Consider the following 20720-nt stretch of genomic DNA (forward strand, 5'->3'; position numbering starts at 1 on the left):
TCAGCCCCTTCTGTGATCAGGATATCATCGTTGGCCGCTATCATTATTTTTGAGAGAATCTGTCTTCCGTACGGAAATTAAGGGGGCATCCAAATGATGAAAAAACATGGATTATTGATCCGCAGACTGACCACATGGCTACTCACGCTGCTTTTGCTCTTGCAGCTGTTCCCCAGCGTTCCCATCACAGCGGCAGGGGAGGGCGCCAGCAACATTGATCTGACCGCCCGGATCATCGGTGGCACCAGTGACGCCGCCATCACTTCGGTGGACTCGGGCGACGCTTTCCGCGTCATGGCCGACTACACTCCCTACCCCAATTCGGGCAGCGCACCCTACAACGCGCCCACCATCACCATCAACATTCCAGCCGGCATCGAAGTCCGTCAGGATGATCTCATCTGGCAGAACAATACCGATGTGGTGAGCGCCAGCCTTGTACCCACCGGCAGCGGCGGCCAGATGGCAATGTTCCTGCTCAAAAACGCTTTGACCGCCGGCAATTCCCGTTCCGTCGGCGTCATGCTGCGTTTCCCCAATATGACCACGGAAAATGGGTCCAGCGCCCATTTCCAGATCCAGATGACCGGAGAATATGAAACCTCGCCGGACAGTGGAAACTACGATGATTTCTTTAAGGAAACATCGGTGGACATCTCCGCCGTCGCCAGCGATACCTGGACGGTGACAAAATCGGTGGACCCCTCCTACACGGGGGATGCCAGCGACACCGATTATTATTACGTGCGCTATCAGATCACCGCAAACCTGGCCCAGACCCCGGACCGGCCGGGCCGGCTGAGCCTCGAACAGTTCTCCCTCACCGACACCCTGCCCACGGAGAACGTACAGCCGGAGGGCGGCGCCATCTTCGTATCCGCGACCTGGCCCGATGGCACGCCTCTTGATTCCAGTTCCTATTCTCTCAGTCAAACGGGTCAATTCCTGGATGCCGTCACCTTTACCGAATATAGAACCATGGGCCGGGAGGGCAATTACGTATCCTCCAGCGCGCCCATCACCACCACCTATTATTTGAACGTCAAATATCCCAAGGCCCCCTATCTCTCCCAGGCCAATGAGGACCTTACCCGCTACACCCTCACCAACGGCGCCGAGCTTTCCTATAAGCTTCTAGGCAAACAGCCGGCCGCCGACAGCGCCACCGCACCGGTGGAGGTGGGCTGGTACGAGACGGGGATGACAGCCTATGGCTTCACCATTTTGAAGAAGCTGGAGATCGGTATGGAGGCGTTCACCCTCACCGATACTCTCGCCGCCGAATATGGCCAGGCGGGCTTTACGCTGTACACCGATGCGGCCTGCTCGGTGCCCGCCCGGAATCTCAATAACGAACCCATCGGTGAACAGTTCACCGGCGTCGACGGCAAAGTGCTCTTCTCCAACCTGCGGTATGGCACATATTATTTGAAGGAAACCACCGTACCCGAAGGTTTTGACGGTCTTGCAGCGCCCATCACCGTCACCATTGGCGACGATGGCAGCGTCACCGCCAGCGGCGGCGATCTTACGGGCACCCAGCTCACCCTTTTGAACGGCGGCCGCACCGGCGGCAAGGGCATCGTTGAATTCTACAAGAAGGGCATCGGCGCCGCTTCCGACACTGTCACCCCCCTGTCCGGCGTGACCTTCGCTTTGAAAAAGGATGGCGCTACCGTTGCCGAGGCCATCTCAAACGCCCAGGGCTTCGTGCGTTTCCATGCCGTTCCTGCCGGAACCTATGAGTTGACGGAAACCGGTCTTGGCTCTCTGGACGGCGAATATCAGCTTCCCGCCAAAACCTGGACCGTCACCGTTCAGGGCAACGACATCGTGCAGGTGGATTTTGGCGCGGACAGCGTTTTCGGCGAACCCAATTCCCTACTCAACCGTTCCAACAAGGGCCGTTTCCAGTTGTTCAAGACGGACAGCCGGCCGGAGGTCACCGACAAACTCGCCGGGGCCCGTTTCGAGCTCTATGACGAGGAGCCCACATCTGTCAGCACCCCCATCGATACCTTTACCGTGCCGGCAGCGGGCTACGTTTCGGACGCTCTGGACCAGGGTACCTATTGGCTGAAGGAGATCGCCGCGCCGGAAGGCTACATTTTGGACGGCACGCCTTTCTCCATCGAAGTGGTGCAGAATGCCACCGCCCAGATCAACCGTCCCAATGTGAAATATGCCACCCTCGGCCTGCTGAAATACGGGTCCTGGAACAGCGATCCCTACTTCGCCGGGATTGGCGGCGTCGAATTTTATATCTACGATGCGCCCACCGGCGGAGACCCGGTGGTGCCCGATCCCCTGATCAGCACCGTGGACTCCACCGGCAACCCGTATTACAGGCATGCTGACGGAAGCCTGTCCACGGGAGGCATTCTGCTGCCGGCGGGAACCTATTATTTGGAGGAAGTCCCCAGCAGCGTTCCCGCGGAATATGCGCCGCTCACCGAGCGCATCGAAGTCGTGCTGAATGTGGGCAATCTAACCGAGATCAAGGTAACAAACGCCGCCAAATACGGCCGCTTTGAAATCACCAAAATCAATCGCCGGACCGGTGCGTCCATGAACGGCATCACCTTTGAAATCTACGACAACGAGGCCTGCACCGGCACGCCGGTGGACACCATCGTCACCGGCGAAGTGGTGGACCGGGACGCCCAGGGAGGCGAGACCACCCGTCAGGGCGTGGCCCGCTCCAAACTGCTGCCCACCGATGTTACGTACTATGTGAAGGAAATCGCGCCCAGCGGCTATTTTGGTGTGCTTGACATCATCAAGGGCGTGGATGGCAGCGGCCATGCCACTGCTGCCGGTTCGGGTTTCCGCCTTTCCGCCAACACGCCGGTGGCAATCTCCGTTTTGAACGATCCGCCGGTTTCCATCAAAATCGTGAAAACCGATGCCGCAAGCTCCAGCAAATATGTTTCCGGTGCAACTTTTGCGCTCTATGACGTAAATCCCGAAGAAACCGCGGGAGCCGCCGCCATCCAGACAAAGACCACCGGCGCAAACGGCGAAATCCTTTTCGCCGGACTGGAACCGGGAAAAATCTACTGGTACAAGGAAACGGCCGCCCCGTCGGGATATGTCCCCGATCCCGCCGTCCATGAAGTGACGGCGCCCGCGGCGGACAGCGTCAATGACGTCAAGACCGAGAATATCACCAACCAGCATTACGCCACCCTCAAAATTGTTAAAAACAGCACCTTTGACAACCGGACCATCGCCCTGTCCGGCGCCGAATTCCGGGTCTATCCCCGCACCTCCGGCACCAGCAGCGCCGCCGAGGATCTGGCTGCATCGGCGCCCGCCGATATCAGGACGGTAACGACCGGCAGCACCGGTGCGGCCACGATAGCCGATCTGGCGCCCGGTGCCTATTGGGTGGAGGAAACGAGGGCCCCCGACGGCTTCACGCCTAGCGACACCCCAGTTGCGGTGGAGGTTAAGTCCGGTGATAACCTGGCCGGTTACCGCACCATCACCCATGCTACGGTGATCAACGATCCCGCCAAGGGCAAGCTTCAGCTTAAAAAGGTGGATGCCTCCGATTCATCAAAGAATCTGGCCGCCACTTTCAGCGTGTATGGTCCTGCGGTGGGCGGCGCCTACGGCGATACGCCGGCGGTCACCCTCACCACCAGCAGCATTAATGGCCTGGCTACGTCCGGATACCTGGATCCCGGCGTCTATAAGATCGTGGAAACCGCCGCCGCCGAAGGCTATGTGCTGGACGCTGCGCCCTTCTACATGACGGTAGAGGCCGGCCACACCACCGAAACCATCGACGGCAAATCGGACAACGTAGTGAAAAATACGCCCAAAGGCGAGCTGAAGATCATGAAGGAGGCCACCTGGATGGGCACCGGCGGCAGCAACGGCGATTTCACCCTCGGCCTTGGCGGCGCCAAATTTGATATCTATCCCAAAAGCAGCCGAGCCCCCGAGGACCGAACGGCCGATAAGGCCGATGCCGTCGCGGCGGGTACGCGGATACAGGTAACCACCGCCAACGACGGCACCGTGACCGTGCCTCTCGATCCTGGGACCTACTGGGTGGAGGAGACCGAGGCGCCCACCGGCTACGATATGCCTGATAATCCCGTGCAGCAGGTGACCATCGTTACCAAGGCTGTCGAGGAGATCACCGTGGACAACACGCCCCAGACCGGCCGTATCCGCATCCTGAAGCGGGATGTGAACGGCGGCGGTCCGCTGGACAGCGCCCATTTTGAGGTCTACCGGTCGGATGCTGCCGGTACGGTTCAGCCCGGCCTGCCCGGGGTGCCTCTCGTCAAGGTGGATGTAACCAATCTGGTCAGCGGCACGGAATCCGATTCCAGCGGCGGCGTACTGCATGGCTTTGCCCTTTCCGGCGCACTCCCCGAAGGTACCTATTATCTGAAGGAACTGGCCTCCTCTCCCCTGCTGACCCAGCATGGTTACGAAATGGTGTCGGAGTGGACCGGCCCCATCGAAGTGACCGCCGGAGCCATTGCCTTCCGGGACGATATCTATAACTTTAAACCCACCAGTGTCAGCGGTACCAAGCTTGAGCAGGACGGCGTGACCCCGGTGGCGAACGCCTATATCGCCCTATTTGCTGACCAGGATGAGGCCAGTGCCATGAACGCCACCCTTGCCGGCGGTGCAATCACGGCTGCCGATCTTACCCCGGAGTATCTTGCAGACAACAACATTCTTCAGGTAGCCAAATCCAACAATGTGGGTGTCTTTGAGTTCAGGGATCTTCAGCCCGGCGCCACCTATTATGTGCTTGAGATCATTGCGCCCGCCGACTATGTGCGAAACGAAAACATCTATCCCGTCACGGTGAAGGAGGACGGAACGGGCTTTACCGCGCCTCTGGTCATCCTCGACGATCACTACGGCAAGGTTCGGGTGAAGAAGACCACCACCCTCACTCTCGAAGACGGCGGCACCGTAACCTATCCTGTGGACGGCGCCGAATTCACCCTCTATTACGCCGAGAAGAAACCGGGCGCCGGTTCCGCTGACAGCGGAAACCACCCATGCAGTGGCAGCTGCGATTATATAGCTACCGACCGCGTGGCCTATGAAGCCACCACCGGAACGGAGACGGTGGAGAAGGGCACCTTCCTCACCGATTATCTCGCGCCCGGCCACTATATTCTGGTGGAAACCAAAGCTGCCGAAGGCTTTGAGCCCATCACCACCACCTATCACGTGGTGGTGCCGGTGGATGACACCAACACCTTCTACTATGACAACCCCATCGAGAATACCGCCCTTTACGGCCGGTTCCAGCTGAGGAAGCATGACGCCTCCGATCCGGCGGGCGGTCCCTACACCCTGCTTGCCGCCACCTTCCAGGTGGAGAAATGGGATGAGGCGGCTGGAGCGTTTGTTCCCTATCCCAGCGGCGATGCCCCCTACCAGTTCACCACCAAGACGTCGGAAATCTATCTGTCGGATTATCTGCCTCAGGGCCGCTACCAGCTTCGGGAGATCACTCCCCCGTCCGGCTATACCGCCATCGATCCCGTGGAGATCACCATTACCGGTGGTCTAGTAAACTCGGTCCTTGATGTGCCTAACGCCAAACAGGGCTCCGTTGTGGTGGAGAAGAAAGGCTCCTGGATGGGCACGGCGGGCGATGCCATGAACGGCGTGACCATCGGTCTATTCGCCTATACCGGCGATGCCAATCGGGAAATCGACTGTTCCGCAGCTCCGCTGCAGCAAAAATCCACAAAGAACGGCTCTGTCACCTTCACCGGCGTAAATGCCGGCACTTACTGGGTCAAGGAGACGGCCGTTGGCAGCAATCCTGGCTACAGCGCCAATCTGCCCGCTGTCAAGGTGGCGGTGAGCGCCGGGGCCACCGTGCGGCTCACCGGCAGCAATGCCCTCGTCAATGAACCGGTCTATGGCAGGCTCAAGCTGATGAAGCTGGACCGCAATGGCGGTGCGCCCATCGAAGGCGTGCGGTTTGATGTTTACACCACGGCGGACTGCTCCGGCGCAGCCATCACCTCCATGACCACCAATGCCTCGGGCGTAGCTGAGACCCAGCCCCTCCTCGCCCCTGACACCGCCTATTATCTGAAGGAAACGCCGCCCACAGGCTATGCCGCGGAGGGTACGGGCATCACCGGCCCCTACTATGTGGAAGCCAACCGCTACAACACGGCGGCCAGCCCGGATATTACAATTTATAATACGAAACTGCAAACCGTTAAGCTCTTTAAAGTGGACGAATCCGGCGATCCCATTCAGGGCGCGGTCTTCAAGCTCTATGCCGAGGATCCGAGACTCAACACCGCGGCAACGGCCATTCAGACCGGTACCACCGACCGGAATGGCTACATTGCCTTCACCGGCCTTCTGCCCTTGACCACCTACTACGTTCAGGAGTTCACCGCACCGGCGGGCTATGTCAAGGACACCCAGGTCCATGAGGTGACCACCGACAACACCGGCGCCAAGATCATGGACGAAATCGTCAACATTCCCCAGGGCCGTATCAAAATCAAGAAGGAGGCCGCCTGGACCAACGCCGCCGGCGAGCCCCACAGCCTGCCGCTGGAGGGCGCAGAATTTGATATCTATCCCTATGACACCGGTTCAAATACCCGGGGCAGCACTGTCGCAGGAACGCTGGTCACCGATGATATGGGCACGGCTACCTCCGGCTATCTGGATCCCGGTCACTATGAACTGGTGGAACGGGTGGTGCCTTCCGGCTTCTCCGCCGATCCAAACGGCGGCCCCTACATCGTGGAAGTGCAAAGTGGCGCAACCAACACCGTTTACTTCGATACGCCCATTTCAAACGTGCCAGCCAGCGGCCGCTTTGTGCTCACCAAGTATGCTTCCGGCACCGATCCAAAGACGGTCATTACCGGCGGCGCGGAGTTCAAGCTCTATAAGGAAACCAGTCCCGGCTCCGGTGAATACGAGGTCTACTCCCTCAGCACCACCTCCGACACCTTTGTGGTGGAGGGCACCTATGTCTCCGGCTTCATTCCGGAGGGCAACTATCGTTTGGAGGAGGTTGCGGCTCCCGAGGGATACACGCTCAATCCCGATCCAATGGACTTTACCATTACCACCGGCAAGACCATTGAGCTGTTCTACCCCGACGATGCTCAGGGCTCCATCCTGCTCACCAAGACCGGCGACGCCCAAAATGGAAGCCCCCTGCTGGAAGGCGCCAAATTCCAGCTTTATCGGGACGGCGCACCCGTGGGCACGGTTAAAACCACTGACGCACGGGGCCAAGCGGAATGGACCCATCTTGACGCGGGCACCTATTCCATCGTGGAGACCGAGGCGCCTACGGGCTATGCCGTCACCGCTGATCCCATTCCCGATGTAACCGTTCTGCCCCAGGGCACGGCCCGGCAGTACACGGTGAGTGTCTCCGATCCGGCCAATATGGGTCGCGTCAAAATCGTCAAACAGGATGCCGAGGACGCTGCCTCCCTTGAAGGCGCTGAATTTGAGATCTGGTCCCTAACCGGAAACGGTCAAAAGGATCAGCGTGTGGCTCAAGGCCTCACCACCAACGGCGCGGGCTTCGTTCTCTCCGGCCTTCTGCCCGCGGATCCGGCGGGTACCGATTATCTGGTCGTGGAGACCAAGGCGCCCACCGGTTATTCCCTGGACGATCGTCTGGAACCCACCGAACAGATTGTAAAGGTAAAACCCATTCATCAGCCCGTTGCCGGTGACAACGTGGTCACCTTCCTCAACAAGGAGCGGACCGATGTGTCCGGTTTTGTCAGCAGCATCTCCAAGGAGATCGTCTCCACTGGCGATGCAAAGAGCCTGATGCTGGCCGATTTCGACGTCACCTTCAAGCTCAAGGACTATACCGACGGCCAAAATCCCCTGCCCCTCGAGGACTTCACCGTCACCGATACCGATATCCTGCGCCAGTATCTGGAACAGGGCGAATACAAGGATATGGCCAACGAGCGGGGCGCCTACCGCGTGGGGCAGGTCCGCGTCTATGGCGCGTCCAGTGCGGAAAACATCGACATTGACGCTTTGGTTCAGTACCAGACCTATGACCAGCTCGGCACCTCGGCGTGGACCACCGCGGGCACCCTGCAAAAGCTGAATGAGCTGGCGGAGGGGGATTACCGCATGGTGAGCCTCGCCGATCTCACCGATCCCGCCGTAGCGATCCGGGTGCAGTACCTGAGGACCGGCCGCGCCTTCACCGCGAAAGGCATTGAATTTGATGTGACCTTTGCCCAGCAGGCGGAGGGCCCCGCGGTGCACGAGGTGCGCCGTGTGGAAAACACCGCGGCTCTCAGCTACAGCTACACCCTCTACGACAACACCCATACGCCCGTTCCCGTACCGGTCAGCCGGCCCAGCAACACGGTTTCCGCCGATCTGCCCGGCCTCGAGCGGGTCAAGACCGAAGTGCTTTTGACCAACAACGCCACCAATGCCACCGGTCAGCCTTTTGTCAGCGGCAGTCCCGTGCAGTACCGCGTAACGGCGAAAAATACTGGCTCGGATACAGATTTCAAGGACCCCATTATTTCCATCGATATTCCGGCCTACACCACCCTGGATGAGAGCGCCATCTATAACATCGTGGATTCCGAAGGTGTGGTGTGGACCCCCAGTCAGGTCCGCTTCGTGGACAATGTGCCCGCCACCCATATGGTGAACGGCGTCCTCCAGCCCCTGCTGGATGCCAGCAACAATCCCGTGATGACCCGCCGCATGGTATTCATCTTTGAGGGCAGCACCCTGGCGGCGGGCAAGAGTCTCAACATCGATTATCAGGTGCTCATCAACCGCAGCAAGCCCTCGGCGGTGACCACCTTGTTCTCGCCGGCTTACCTCAGCAGCGCTTACCGCTACCCGGTGACGGTGGATAATCCCCTGGGACTGTCCTTCGACAACGACCCTTCCACCGGTTCCATGGTGGAGAACGGCATGCTGGACAACACCGTGGACAGCATGCTGGGCGGCAGTGAAATCAAGGATAACCTCTACGTGAACGCCAACGAATCCATCACCGTGGTGGACGATGACGCGCTGGTGATCCTGAAGCGGGTGAAAGGCGCGCTGGACAGCGACTTCCTCAACCCCGGCCAGCGGGCGTACACCTATCCCAACGGCATGGTGGACTATGAGATCACGGTGTCCAACTACTCCACCGACGACGCCTCCCACATCAACATCGTGGATATTCTCCCCTTCGAGGGCGACAGCCATGTCAAGCGTGTGGAGGATACCGGCGCCGTTATGCCAAGGCGCACCGAACTTCCTGAGCGGCCGGTGCTGGTGGATGTTTCCGCCCCCGGCGCCACCATCTACTACTGCACCGCTGCGCGCTGGTCAGCGGCGCAGCGGCAGGCTTCCGGTAACACCGAGGATGAGCTGCCCATGCTCTACGAAAACGACAGCTCCGCCTGGGCGGGCTGGACCACCGCAAAGCCCGCCGATATGACGACGGTAACCGCCATCGGCATCGCCTTTGACTTTGGCGATCAGCCGCTGGGCAAGGGTGAATCGGTGGCCGTCTACATCAAGATGCAGATGCCGGGCTTCACTGCCGATAAGATCGGTCAATATTACGACAAGCTGATCGCAAACTCCGCGGCTGCCTCCCTGACCACGGTGGGCAACACGGCTCCCACCCGTCTTGTGGAAAACGACCAGGTGCTTTGTGCCATGCGGCTTCCCGTGGGCTCCATCGGCGATTATGTATGGATTGACCGCAACAATGACGGCCTGCAGGACGCCACCGATGAGCCCATCAGCGGCCTTGAGGTAACCCTCTACCGCACCGATCATAAAGCGGGCGATCAGCAGGTCTCCTACACCTATACCACCGCCACCGATACCTTTGGCAAGTATCTGTTCGAGAACCTGCCCTGCAATCTGCTGAAGGATAGCAGGGATCCCGCTTCCACCAATCCCGAGGATTATGTGGGCGAGGTGTACACCACCTACCGGGTGGAGTTCGCCGACCCAGGCCACGATCTGGTGCCCACCGTCCGTTATGCGGGCAATGATACCGCCCTTGATTCCAATATCGATCCGGCCCGCGCCTCCGAAACCCTAACTTTGACGGTGAAAAGCGAATCGGGCGCTCTGTTGGGCGAGAACAATCTCACCATCGATGCCGGCTTCACACAGCCCTGCGCTTTGGGCGACTTCGTATGGATCGATGTCAATCGCAACGGCATTCAGGACGGGGATGAGCCCGGTGTGAACGGCGTGACCGTCAACCTTTACCGGCTGGATGAGAACGGCAGGGCTCCCGATGCGCCGACGGCCACCACCACCACCGCTGCCCTGAACGGCGCGGACGGTTATTACCTCTTCGAAAACCTGGTGGCCGGTGACTATGTGGTGGAGTTTGACATCTCCGAACTCTACAAGCCGGGCGGCTACACCTATCGCTACGCTTTTACCGAAGCGAATCAGGGCGCCAGCGATGTGGACGATTCGGATGCCAGCATCACCATGGATGAGGACGACCGGATCCGCCGCACCGAAACCATTACGCTGGCCTCCCGGGACCGGGATCTTACCTGGGACGCCGGCCTTACGGTGTACAGTGCCCTTGGCGGCTATTGTTTCGACGACCGGAACTACAATGATGTGCAGGATCTGGGCGTCCCGCTGCCCGGTACGAAGGTGACCCTCTATGAGGTCATCGACGGCATCCGCCAGACCACGCCCCTTCGGCCCGCCGTCACCGTGGGTGAGGACGGCCGGTACTACTTCGACAACCTGAAGGAGGGCGTCTACCAGGTCCACTTCGATTTCCCGGACGGCTATATGGCCGCATCCCCCCGGGCGGGCGGCGATCCCACTTTGGATTCCAATGTGGAGCTCGAAATCACGCCCAACCTCAACCAGGGCTATACCATTCAGATTGACCTTGGCTATGACACCATTGACACCACCTGGGATGGCGGTGCCTATATCCTGGGCGCCATCGGCGACTACGTGTGGTTCGATGAAGATAAGGACGGCATCCAGGACGAGAACGAGAAGGGTATCGAGGGCATCGCCGTAACGCTGCAACGCCGGGAAGGTTTCACGGGCCTTTGGAAGTTCTATGAGGAAACCACCACGGATCAGGCCGGTTATTACCTCTTTGAGGATCTCAAGACCGGCTACGATTCGGGCTATCAGTATCGAGTGATCTTCGGGCCCAAGACGGGCATGCAGCTCACGCTACCGCTGGAAGGACTCGACCCCACGGTGGACTGCGATGCACTGCCCATCTACATCGACGGACTGGGCTTCCCCACCGATCCCATCATCGTGGAATACGGCGCCACGGACCTCACCTATGACGCGGGCTTCATCATTACCCGCGGCGCTCTGGGAGACTATGTGTGGTTTGATCTCAACCGCAACGGCCTGCAGGACGAGGGCGAGCCGGGGGTCGCGGGTATCCCGGTAGCCCTTGAATACAACGCCAGCGGCAATCTGGGTCAGGAAACAGCCTGGTCGGAGATCGCCATGACCACCACCAACGCCTCAGGCTACTATCGGTTCGATGATCTGGGCGAGGGCTACTACCGGATCAGGTTCATGATCCCCGCCGAGTATGTGGTCACCGACCTGGAGGCCGGCGAGGACGAGGACAGCTACTTCTACGATTCCGACGCCATGCGCCCTGCCAAAAACGGCTGGTACTACACCCGCGGCATCTATCTGCCGGAAAGCGAATTCGACATGACCTGGGATGCGGGCATCTATCAGCTGGCGGAGGGCGAGGAACCGCCGCCGCCCGTGAACGACTACGTAAAAACGGGCAATCCGCTGGCCGATCGGATGCTGTGGCTGGCACTCGTTGGCGCGGGCTTCCTCACGATCGCGGCGCTGGCCCTTCGCAAACGCTGCTCAAACCGCTAAAGCTTGAAAACCGGGGGTAATTCCCCCGGTTTTTTCTTTTGATCACAAAAATTGATGTGAAATCATTGCCAAACTTGAAAATGTGATTGAAATGAAATCGGCTTAAAATCAGAATGCCAGCAGGTCATGGATAATGGGAGATGTAAAGAAGAGGAGTGTGGGCCTATGACGGTTCAAAAGATTCCCAACAACAGCACCGAAATCCGATTCTTCATCGAACCCACGGAGCTGGATATGCGGGGCATTCTCCACCACCCCTACGGCGGGATGGCTTGGAAGTTCGATAACGTGCTCGAAATGATGAGAATCCTGGAGAACCTGCTGAGCACCAATCCTTTTCCCCAGGCTACTCACAAGCTGAGAGGCCTGCATGAAAAAACAAAACCGTCCCGGTATGGGAACTTAGAGGAGTTGAAACGGATGAGCATGGATCCAAAGCTGGTGCCCTGTGAGAAACCCACCTTCGTGGTAAAGGTTCAGTACCGGCAAAACGCCTCCTGGCAGGGCAGCATCCGCTGGGTGGAGGGCGGTGTGGAAAAGAATTTCCGCAGCACTCTGGAGCTCATCAAATTGATGGATAACGCCATAAGCGGCAAAGAAGAAAGCAGCTGGGGCTAAGAAGATGAGAAGAATTGAGGTAAGCATGATGAAAAAATATGGTTTCGCATTGTTGATCGCCTTGGCTGTGTTGTTCACTCTGCCCATGGGCACCGTCAAAGCCGCCGGGCTCACGCCGCCGAAGGCCGTGTTCCAAACTTCCAGCAGTCTTGATGTGCAGTCCTGCACCATCTCCAACCCCAACGGGGTGGATCTTAACATCACTTGGCAGGATCTGAACGGTTCCTCCTCCGGCTCCTTCACTCTGGGCGCCGGCGGCAGCACCAACATTTCGGTGAGCGCCCCGAATATGGCCCAGGTGGTCCTGCAGATCAGCTATTCCTCCGACGACGGCCAAAGCGGTTCCATCACCCGTGCGGGCAGCGGCCGTTACTGGGTCTACGTCGAGTACCGCACCGCCGATACCGGCGCCGTGCTGTACAGCTCCCAGGAAGCGGTTTCCCCCGGCGGTGCCGTCAGCCATACCGCTCCCGCCACCTATGGTGAATATAAGCTGGTCTCCAGCGCTTCCTTGAGTCACAGCTATAATTCCGGCACGTCCCGCACCCTGACCTTCCGCTATCAGAAGGTGGTGCCTCAGGACTATGAGATCACCGTGGCCTTCATCGATGAGACCACCCGCGCCAACATCGGCAGCGTCCAGGTGAACGTGCCTGTGAACGGAACGGCAAACTACAATGCGCCTTCCACTTACACCTCGGGCAACAAGTCCTACAAGCTGGTCTCCAATGGCAGCATCTCTCACAGCTATGCGGATGCCGCCCGCACCTATGAAGTTCTCTACCGCGAGGTGCCCAATGCGCCGCAAAAGCCTTACGCCATCACCGTGCGGTACCAGGACGCCGATTCGGGCAAGGTGCTCACTTCCCAGAGCGTGACCATTCCCGTCAACCAAACGGTGACCTTCAACGTGGCGCCCACCTATGTGACCGCCGACGGCAGCCGTTATAACCGGGCCTCCGGACAGCCCGCCCAGATCGTACACGAAGCACTCAACACGACCCGGCGGTACACCGTTCTTTTCACGAAGGACAACAGCGTGCCCACGGCTCCCTATGATATCACCGTCAACTACCGCAGTGCCCAGGACGGCAGCGTTCTGGAGAGCCATTCCGTGAATGTGGCTCTCAACACCACTGCCCGCCACAGCGCACCGGCGACGCTCACTTCAGGCGGCACGAATTACACTCTGGCCAGCGGCCAGAACCGGCAGATCACCCACGCCTTCAGTGCCGGCGCGCTGACCTACAATATCTACTACAATGCCGAAGGCGCCAACCCCGTGGAGCCCTATGATATCGCCGTTCGGTATGTGGACGCCGCCACCAACACCACGCTGGACACCGTGTCCGTGCAGATTCCCATCCGGGATCAGGTGGAGGTGCGGCTGCCTGAAAGCTTCACCTTTAACGGCACCGACTATGTGCTGGCCCGCGGACAGGGCAGCGCCATCTACCACGACTACGACAACAGCCGGCGTGCTTATTCGGTGTTCTATCGTGAAGCCGGCTCCCCCGAAGAGGAGGAACCCGTTGTGAGCCCTGAAGTTCCCGAGCAGCCCACGGTTCCCACCCCTACACCCGGAACTCCGGCGACCCCGCCCAACATTGTGGAGCTTCCCGCCCCCGGCGTGACGCCCTCGCCTGAAGCCGAACAGCCTACGCCCACTCCCGAGACCGTTATCAATGACAATGAGGTCCCGCTGGCGGAAGGCAACGAGAATGCCGACAATCCGGATGAGGTGATCGACGACAATGAAGTTCCGTTGGCCAAAGGCGGCGGCAACGGCAGCAGCGCCTGGATCTGGGCGGCCGTCATCGCAGCGTTGGCAGTGGCCGGCGGCATCACTTTCGTGGTGCTGAAGAAAAAGAAGGCTCAGACCGAAGAAAAAAAGTAAGTCTTTATAAAAAAGCTTCCATGACGGTCATGGAAGCTTTTTTTACTCTGTAATCCGTCCCTCAAAAGTGATATAATGTAAACGTTCGTTTGCTCTTAGATAGATAAATGGAAGGGGAGAGATCGAATTGGCCAGGGACATGACCGAGGGTTCCGTGCTCAAGACCATACTCACCTTTGCAACGCCCATTCTCATCGGACAAATTCTGCAGATGACCTACAATCTGGTGGATTCCATCATCGTGGGCCGCTTCATTGGAGAAATGCAGCTGGCGTCCGTAGCCGCGACCTATACCACAGTCACTTTGTTCAACGCCCTCATCACGGGCTTCACCATCGGCACCTCCGTGATCATCGCCCAGTTTTTTGGTGCGAAGAAATTTGATGATCTGCGCAAGACTTTTTCTACAACTTACATCTGCATTCTGCTGGCCGGCATTCTCATGGCGGGCGTGGTCTTTGTCGCCGCCCGGCCCCTGCTCCTCCATGTGCTGGACACACCGCTGTCCATTCTGGACGACGCGGTGCTCTATTTGAGAGTCTATTACAGCGGCGCGCTGTTCGTGTTCATGTACAACCTGCTGGCCGATTCTCTGCGGGCCATGGGCGATTCCCTGCGGCCGCTGTGGTTTTTATTTATCTCCTGTGTGATCAATATCGTGCTGGATCTTCTGTTTGTGGTGGTGTTCCATTGGGGCGTGGCCGGCGCGGCCTTCGCTACCATCCTTGCTCAGGCCTTTGCCTGTCTCGCAGCTCTCCTCTATGTCCGCCGCCATTATACCATCATGTGGTTCAAGCTTCGGGAGATCAAGTTTCACCGGCATTATTTCGGCCTGGCTATCAAGCTGGGGATCCCCGAGGCCTTTCAAAAGGTGGTCATGTCCGTTTGCTTCATGTGGCAGCAGCGCCTGGTCAACAGCTTTGGTCCGGTGACCATCGCCGCCTTCCTGGCGGGCCAGCGGGTGGACCAGCTTTTGGGCATGCCCATCATCGTGCTTGGCAGCGCCATCGCCCCCTTCACCGGCCAAAACATCGGGGCGGGCAAGATGGACCGCATCTTCGAGGGCCGCAAACGGCTTTTTACCATGTCCTTTCTGGTATGCCTTGTCTGTGCACCCATCCTGATCCTTATCGGGCGGCCTTTGCTGTCCCTTTTTGTCGCCGACGCCCAATCGGAAGTCATCACCCAGGCCTATCAATACCTCCTTTGCATCGTGCCCTTCTTCTTCTTCCAAGTCTTCAACAGCGTGACCAGCGGCGTGATGCGGGGCGCGGGAGACGTGAAGTATACAACCTTCCTGTCTTTCACCAGCCTGTTCGCCCGGATCGGTGCGGCCTACTTCATGGTCTATGTACTGAAAATGGGTTATATCGGCATCTGGCTGTCCACCGGTGTGGGCTTTGCCATCTGCGTACTGCCCAATTTCCTTCGTTTTCGCTCGCGGCGTTGGATGACCAAGGCCATCGTGCGCCCGGCGCCTCTCCAGACGGAAACAGAAAAGACGGCCTAGGCCGTCTTTTTTTCATTTTGTCAGCGCCTGCTCAATGATGTGGTAGAGCGTAGGTTTCATGTTGTCAATGGTGTCCGGCTCTCCATAGATGATGGATGAATAGCACACCGACCCGCAGGTGGCCACGATCACATAGATAAGCTTGAACACTTCCTCCTGGGAACGGCCCTCCATATTGCTGGTCAGCGTATCGGCCATCTCCTGAAATGCCGAATCCTCCGGGATCTGTCCCATCTGCTCCTTGACCAGCGGCCAGGAAAAATTTCGTTCAATGAGCCGCAGCACCAATTTGTTGCGTTTGAAATATTCGATGATGTTATCCACAAAGAACAAAACGTTCTGCACAAAGTCGCCCCGGTCATTGGCCTTCACCTTTTCAAAGGCTTCCAGCAGGATATTGCGGCTGATTCTCACCACGATTTCCTTCATTACCTCATTCTTGTCCTTAAAATAAAGATAGAATGTGCCCTTGGCAACCTTGGCCTTCATAACGATTTCGTCAATGGAGGTCTTGTTGAAGCCCTTGGACATGAACAGCTCGTAGGCTGCGTTCACCAGGTTCTGCTTTTTGAGCTCCTTGCGCTGTTGTACCGAATCCAACTTCATCCCCCCCTTGTCCTTTAAAGAATACCCGATTTTGGACCGCTTTACAAGCCTGACGGCCTCATTATAAAAAATTTCTGACCAATAGTCAATATTTAATTGACTATTGGTCAATTTTTGTTTATACTACAAATGCAACAAATGACCAATGGTCAATTTTGAAAGGAATGATTGATTTGGAGCGCTTTGCCAGATTCATCGTTCACAAAAAAGCCGTGGTCCTGATCATCGCCGTGCTCTTGCTGATCCCCTCGGTGATCGGGTTCATTGGAACCTATATCAACTACGATATTTTAAGCTACCTGCCCGGGGAGCTGGAATCCATTCAGGGCGAGGACGCCTTGGAAAAGGACTTTCACATCGCCAGCACGGCCATGGTTACCGTGGAACACATGACCGCGCCGGACGTAGTGGGGCTCAAAGAAAAGCTGGCTGCCATTAAGGGCGTGGATAAAGTCATCTGGGCGGACGATATCGCCGATGTGACCATTCCCCACGAGATAATGCCGGAGGACATTGAGAAATTCTTTTACAGCGATGACGCCACCCTACTCATCGTGACCTTCACGGACAACAGTGCCTCCCTTGGCACCATGAACGCCATGGAGGAAATCAAAGCGGTGCTGCAAAAGAACTGCTTCCTTGGCGGTATGTCCGCCATTGTGGAGGACACCAAGGCCCTGGCGGACCGGGAAATGCCGCTGTATGTGCTCATCGCCGTGCTGCTGCTGCTGGTCGTGCTGTTTTTGGGGATGCGCTCCACGGTGGTGCCCTTCATTTTCCTTGTGGGGATCGCCTTTGCCATTTTCTATAATTTTGGCACCAATATTTTTCTCGGTCAGATCTCCTACATCACCGAGGCGCTGGCCACGGTGCTCCAGCTCGGGGTCACCATGGATTTCTCCATCTTCCTGCTGCATCGCTATGAGGAGGAGAAGGAGCGGGGATTCAAGAGCGAAGATGCCATGGTGAGCGCCATCCAGCGGACCTTCGCCTCCATCACCGGCAGTTCGCTGACCACCATCGCCAGTTTCCTGGCCATGTGCACCATGAGCCTGGCCCTGGGTGCGGACATCGGCATTGTTATGGCCAAGGGCGTACTGCTGGGCGTCATCTGCACAGTGACGGTGCTGCCCGCGCTTTTGATGGTCTTTGACAAGGCCGTGCACAAGTACACCCACCGCACCTTCATTCCCAAGCTCAAACGGGCCTCCCGCTTCGTGGTGAAACACTACCGGAGCATTTTGATCGCCTTCATCGTACTGGTCATTCCCTTCTGCCTGGCCCAGTCGAAAACGGACGTCTACTATACGCTGCTGGATACGCTGCCCCGGGATCTGGTCTCCATCCAAGGTACCGATAAGCTGAAGGAGACCTTCAATATGACCACAACCCATTTTATCCTGGTGGATGACAGTCTGGACAACTATCAGGTCCGGGAGATTGCCCAGAAGGTGGAGGCATTGGATGGCGTGGAACAGACGCTGGCCTACGAGAAATTTGTGGGCGGCGGTATTCCCGCAGAGTTCATCCCCGCCAAAATTACCGAAATCTTTCAAAATGGCGGCAGAAAGATGATCCTGGCCAACTCCAGCTTTAAAGCCGGGTCGGAGGAACAGAACCAGCAGCTTGAACAAATTCAGGATATCGTCAAGTCCTACGATCCCAGCGCTCTGGTCACCGGCGAGGGGGCCATGACAAAAGATTTGATTGAGGTGGCCGATACCGATTTTCAGAACGTCAACCTGACCTCCATCCTGGTGGTGTTTCTCATCGTAGCCGTGGTGTTCCGTTCCATCTCCATTCCCGTGCTGCTGGTAGCGGCCATCGAATCGGCTATCATGATCAACATGGGCATCCCCTACTTCACGGGTACGGAGATTCCCTTTATCTCCAGCATCGTGGTGGGCACTATCCAGCTGGGCGCCACCATCGATTATGCCATCCTCATGACAACCCGGTTCCGGGAGGAGCGGCAGAAGGGCCGGGATGCCAAGGCGGCCGCCCAAATTGCCGTAGAAAACTGTTCCCAGTCCATCCTCAGCAGCGGGTTGGCCTTCTTCGCCGCCACCATCGGCGTTGCGGCCATCTCCAGAATTCAGTTGATCCAAAGCCTATGCGAGATGATTTCCCGGGGCGCTCTGATCAGTATGTTCACGATCATCTTCGTGTTCCCGGCCCTGCTGATCGTCTTTTCCAGGCTCATTGAAAAAACCAGCTATCATTGGCTGACCGTCCAGAACCAAAAAGGAGCTGATTTAAATGCAAACCTGTAAAAAGATGCTGTCCGTAATTCTCTGTGCCGCCATGCTGCTTTGGGCTTTCCCGTCAGTCCGGGCGGAGGGTGCGTCCGTCAGCAAGGATGAAAATGTGTACATCATCCTGAACCCCGATGGATCCATCCAAAAACAGACGGACAGTGTTTGGCTGCACAGCGACAACGGGTTTGACCGCTTTGCCGACCCCAGCACTCTCTCGGACGTGGTCAATATCAAAAGCGATGTCCAGCCGCAAGCCGTAAAGGGCGGTCTTACCTGGACCACCCAGGATCACGATCTCTACTACCAGGGTACGCCCAAGGGCACCCCACCCGTGACGATGGCAATCAGCTACACCTTAAACGGACAGCCAAAGACCGCGGAGGAGCTGCTCGGCCAAAGCGGCGAGCTGGAGATCCAAATCAAGCTCCTGAATCACGAAAAGCAGGATAAGACGATTGCCGGTGAAACCCGCCCCATCTACACCCCTTTTGCCATGGCACTGGTCCTCGATCTGCCCGTGGACCATTTTACCAACATTGATGCCGGCGATTCAGAGATTTTAAGCGAATCCTCCCACCAGATACTCACCCTGCTGGTCTTCCCGGGGATGTCGGAAAACCTGGGGGAGCTGCTGGATTCCGAATATCTGAGCGATCTCAAAGATCTTCTTCAAGATGAATTCACCATCCGTGCCCAGGTCACCGATTTTGAGATGCCCGGCATCCTTGGCGCCGCGGCCACCGATCTTGCCGATCTCTCCGATCTCAGCGTGAGCAGCGATATGGCCAAACTGTTCAGCGGCATGGACCAGCTCCAATCCGCCAGCGGTGAGTTGGAATCGGGAACAAGTCTCCTGACCGATGCACTGAACCAGTACAAAGCGAAGATGGAGGCATTCAGGACCAAATATGCCGAGTTTGACAGCGGCCTGAACACCGCCCTCAGCGGCGCCGATTCCCTCAAATCCGGCGCTGGCCGTCTGAAAAGCGCCGCCTCCACCCTAAAGGCCCGAGTCACCGATGAGCTCATACCCGCCATCGAGCAGGCGGCCCCCCTGCAAAAGAAGCTGAACGATGAACTCGCCCTGCTCAAGGAGCAGCTTTCCGGGCTCCAGCTGCCCGATATGGACGGTCTGGAACTGCAGCTTTCCGGCGCACTCGGCGATGTGTGCGACGGATCCTCCGATGCCACCATCCGCATCCTTACCGGCAAATCCCTCTCCGAACTGCCGGAAGAGCAGCAGCAGCAGATTCTTGGCGCCCGCTCCCAGATCAAGTCCCAGGCCGCCGGTTCCCTCGCGCAGGCGATGGGTCAGTTGGATCTCAGCGCCCTTGGGGCGCTCAAAAGCACTCTGACGGATATCGAAGGCTTGGCCGACGAGCTGATGGGCGGGATGAGCGGCCTCACCGCCGCGCTGTATGACCCAAACGACGATCCCGAAAATCCTCAGACCCTGGCCGCCGCTATTTTGGCGCTTTCCCAGGGCGCCGGCGATCTGGATCAGGGCGCCGCTTCCCTTACCCAGGGACTCCAGCAGCTGAAGGGGGCCTCCAGTGAGATTCTGAACGTGATTCGTGCCTTCGACGAGAATGCCGGCACGCTTTCGGAGAAGAGCGGTGAAATCCATCGGGGCATGAGCCAGTTCAACCGGGAGGGAATGGCTGAGCTGAATAACGGCGAACTGAGAAGTGACCTGGATACCTTGGAAGCGATTCGGAGCGAGATGGACAGTCAGGCCCAGGCCTACAGCAGTTATGCCGGAGCCCCCAGCGGCGCAGAGACCTCCGTAAAGTTTATCTTCAAGGTGGAAGGCCCCAAGGCTGCAAAGGACGCACCCACCGCTCAGGCCCCTGTTCAGAACGAACAGCCCGGGTTTTGGGAGCGCCTCAAGAATCTATTTAAAAATATTTTTTAGGGCGACAGAAAGGAGTAC

Annotated in this window: 7 protein-coding genes; 6 read left to right on the plus strand and 1 reads right to left on the minus strand. The window is 57.9% G+C overall.

Going from position 1 to position 20720, the window contains the following annotated elements:
* The first annotated feature begins 93 nt into the window (after positions 1-93).
* The 4 genes from H8696_RS09225 (at position 94) to H8696_RS09240 (ending at position 15923) form a co-directional block, all read left to right on the plus strand.
* A complete protein-coding gene (locus H8696_RS09225) occupies positions 94-11898 on the plus strand; it encodes a SpaA isopeptide-forming pilin-related protein (RefSeq protein ID WP_249316987.1) in 11805 nt (3934 codons plus the stop codon).
* Between the two features lie 165 nt (positions 11899-12063).
* On the plus strand, positions 12064-12516 hold the full coding sequence (locus tag H8696_RS09230) for a hypothetical protein (RefSeq protein WP_249316989.1): 453 nt from the start codon (positions 12064-12066) through the stop codon (positions 12514-12516).
* 4 nt (positions 12517-12520) lie between these two features.
* On the plus strand, positions 12521-14413 hold the full coding sequence (locus H8696_RS09235; RefSeq protein ID WP_249316991.1) for a hypothetical protein: 1893 nt from the start codon (positions 12521-12523) through the stop codon (positions 14411-14413).
* Between the two features lie 127 nt (positions 14414-14540).
* Positions 14541-15923 (plus strand): MATE family efflux transporter, encoded by a 1383-nt coding sequence (locus H8696_RS09240; protein ID WP_249316993.1) that lies wholly within the window; start codon positions 14541-14543, stop codon positions 15921-15923.
* A 12-nt stretch (positions 15924-15935) separates the two neighbouring features.
* On the opposite strand, the gene H8696_RS09245 is transcribed toward H8696_RS09240, so the two are convergent.
* The gene (locus H8696_RS09245; protein ID WP_249316995.1) at positions 15936-16523 is read right to left on the minus strand and encodes a TetR/AcrR family transcriptional regulator; all 588 of its coding nucleotides are present in this window, start codon (positions 16521-16523) and stop codon (positions 15936-15938) included.
* A 179-nt stretch (positions 16524-16702) separates the two neighbouring features.
* On the opposite strand from H8696_RS09245, the gene H8696_RS09250 reads away from it, so the two are divergent.
* Positions 16703-18802 carry an efflux RND transporter permease subunit gene (locus H8696_RS09250; RefSeq protein WP_407926381.1) on the plus strand — a complete coding sequence of 700 codons (2100 nt, stop codon included), beginning with the start codon at positions 16703-16705 and terminating at the stop codon, positions 18800-18802.
* Positions 18789-20702 carry a hypothetical protein gene (locus H8696_RS09255; protein WP_249317001.1) on the plus strand — a complete coding sequence of 638 codons (1914 nt, stop codon included), beginning with the start codon at positions 18789-18791 and terminating at the stop codon, positions 20700-20702. Before H8696_RS09250 ends, H8696_RS09255 begins: the two co-directional genes overlap by 14 nt.
* Positions 20703-20720 lie beyond the last annotated feature (18 nt).

Origin of the sequence: Gehongia tenuis (assembly GCF_014384795.1) — a bacterium.
In the GTDB taxonomy this organism is placed as follows: domain Bacteria; phylum Bacillota; class Clostridia; order Christensenellales; family NSJ-53; genus Gehongia; species Gehongia tenuis.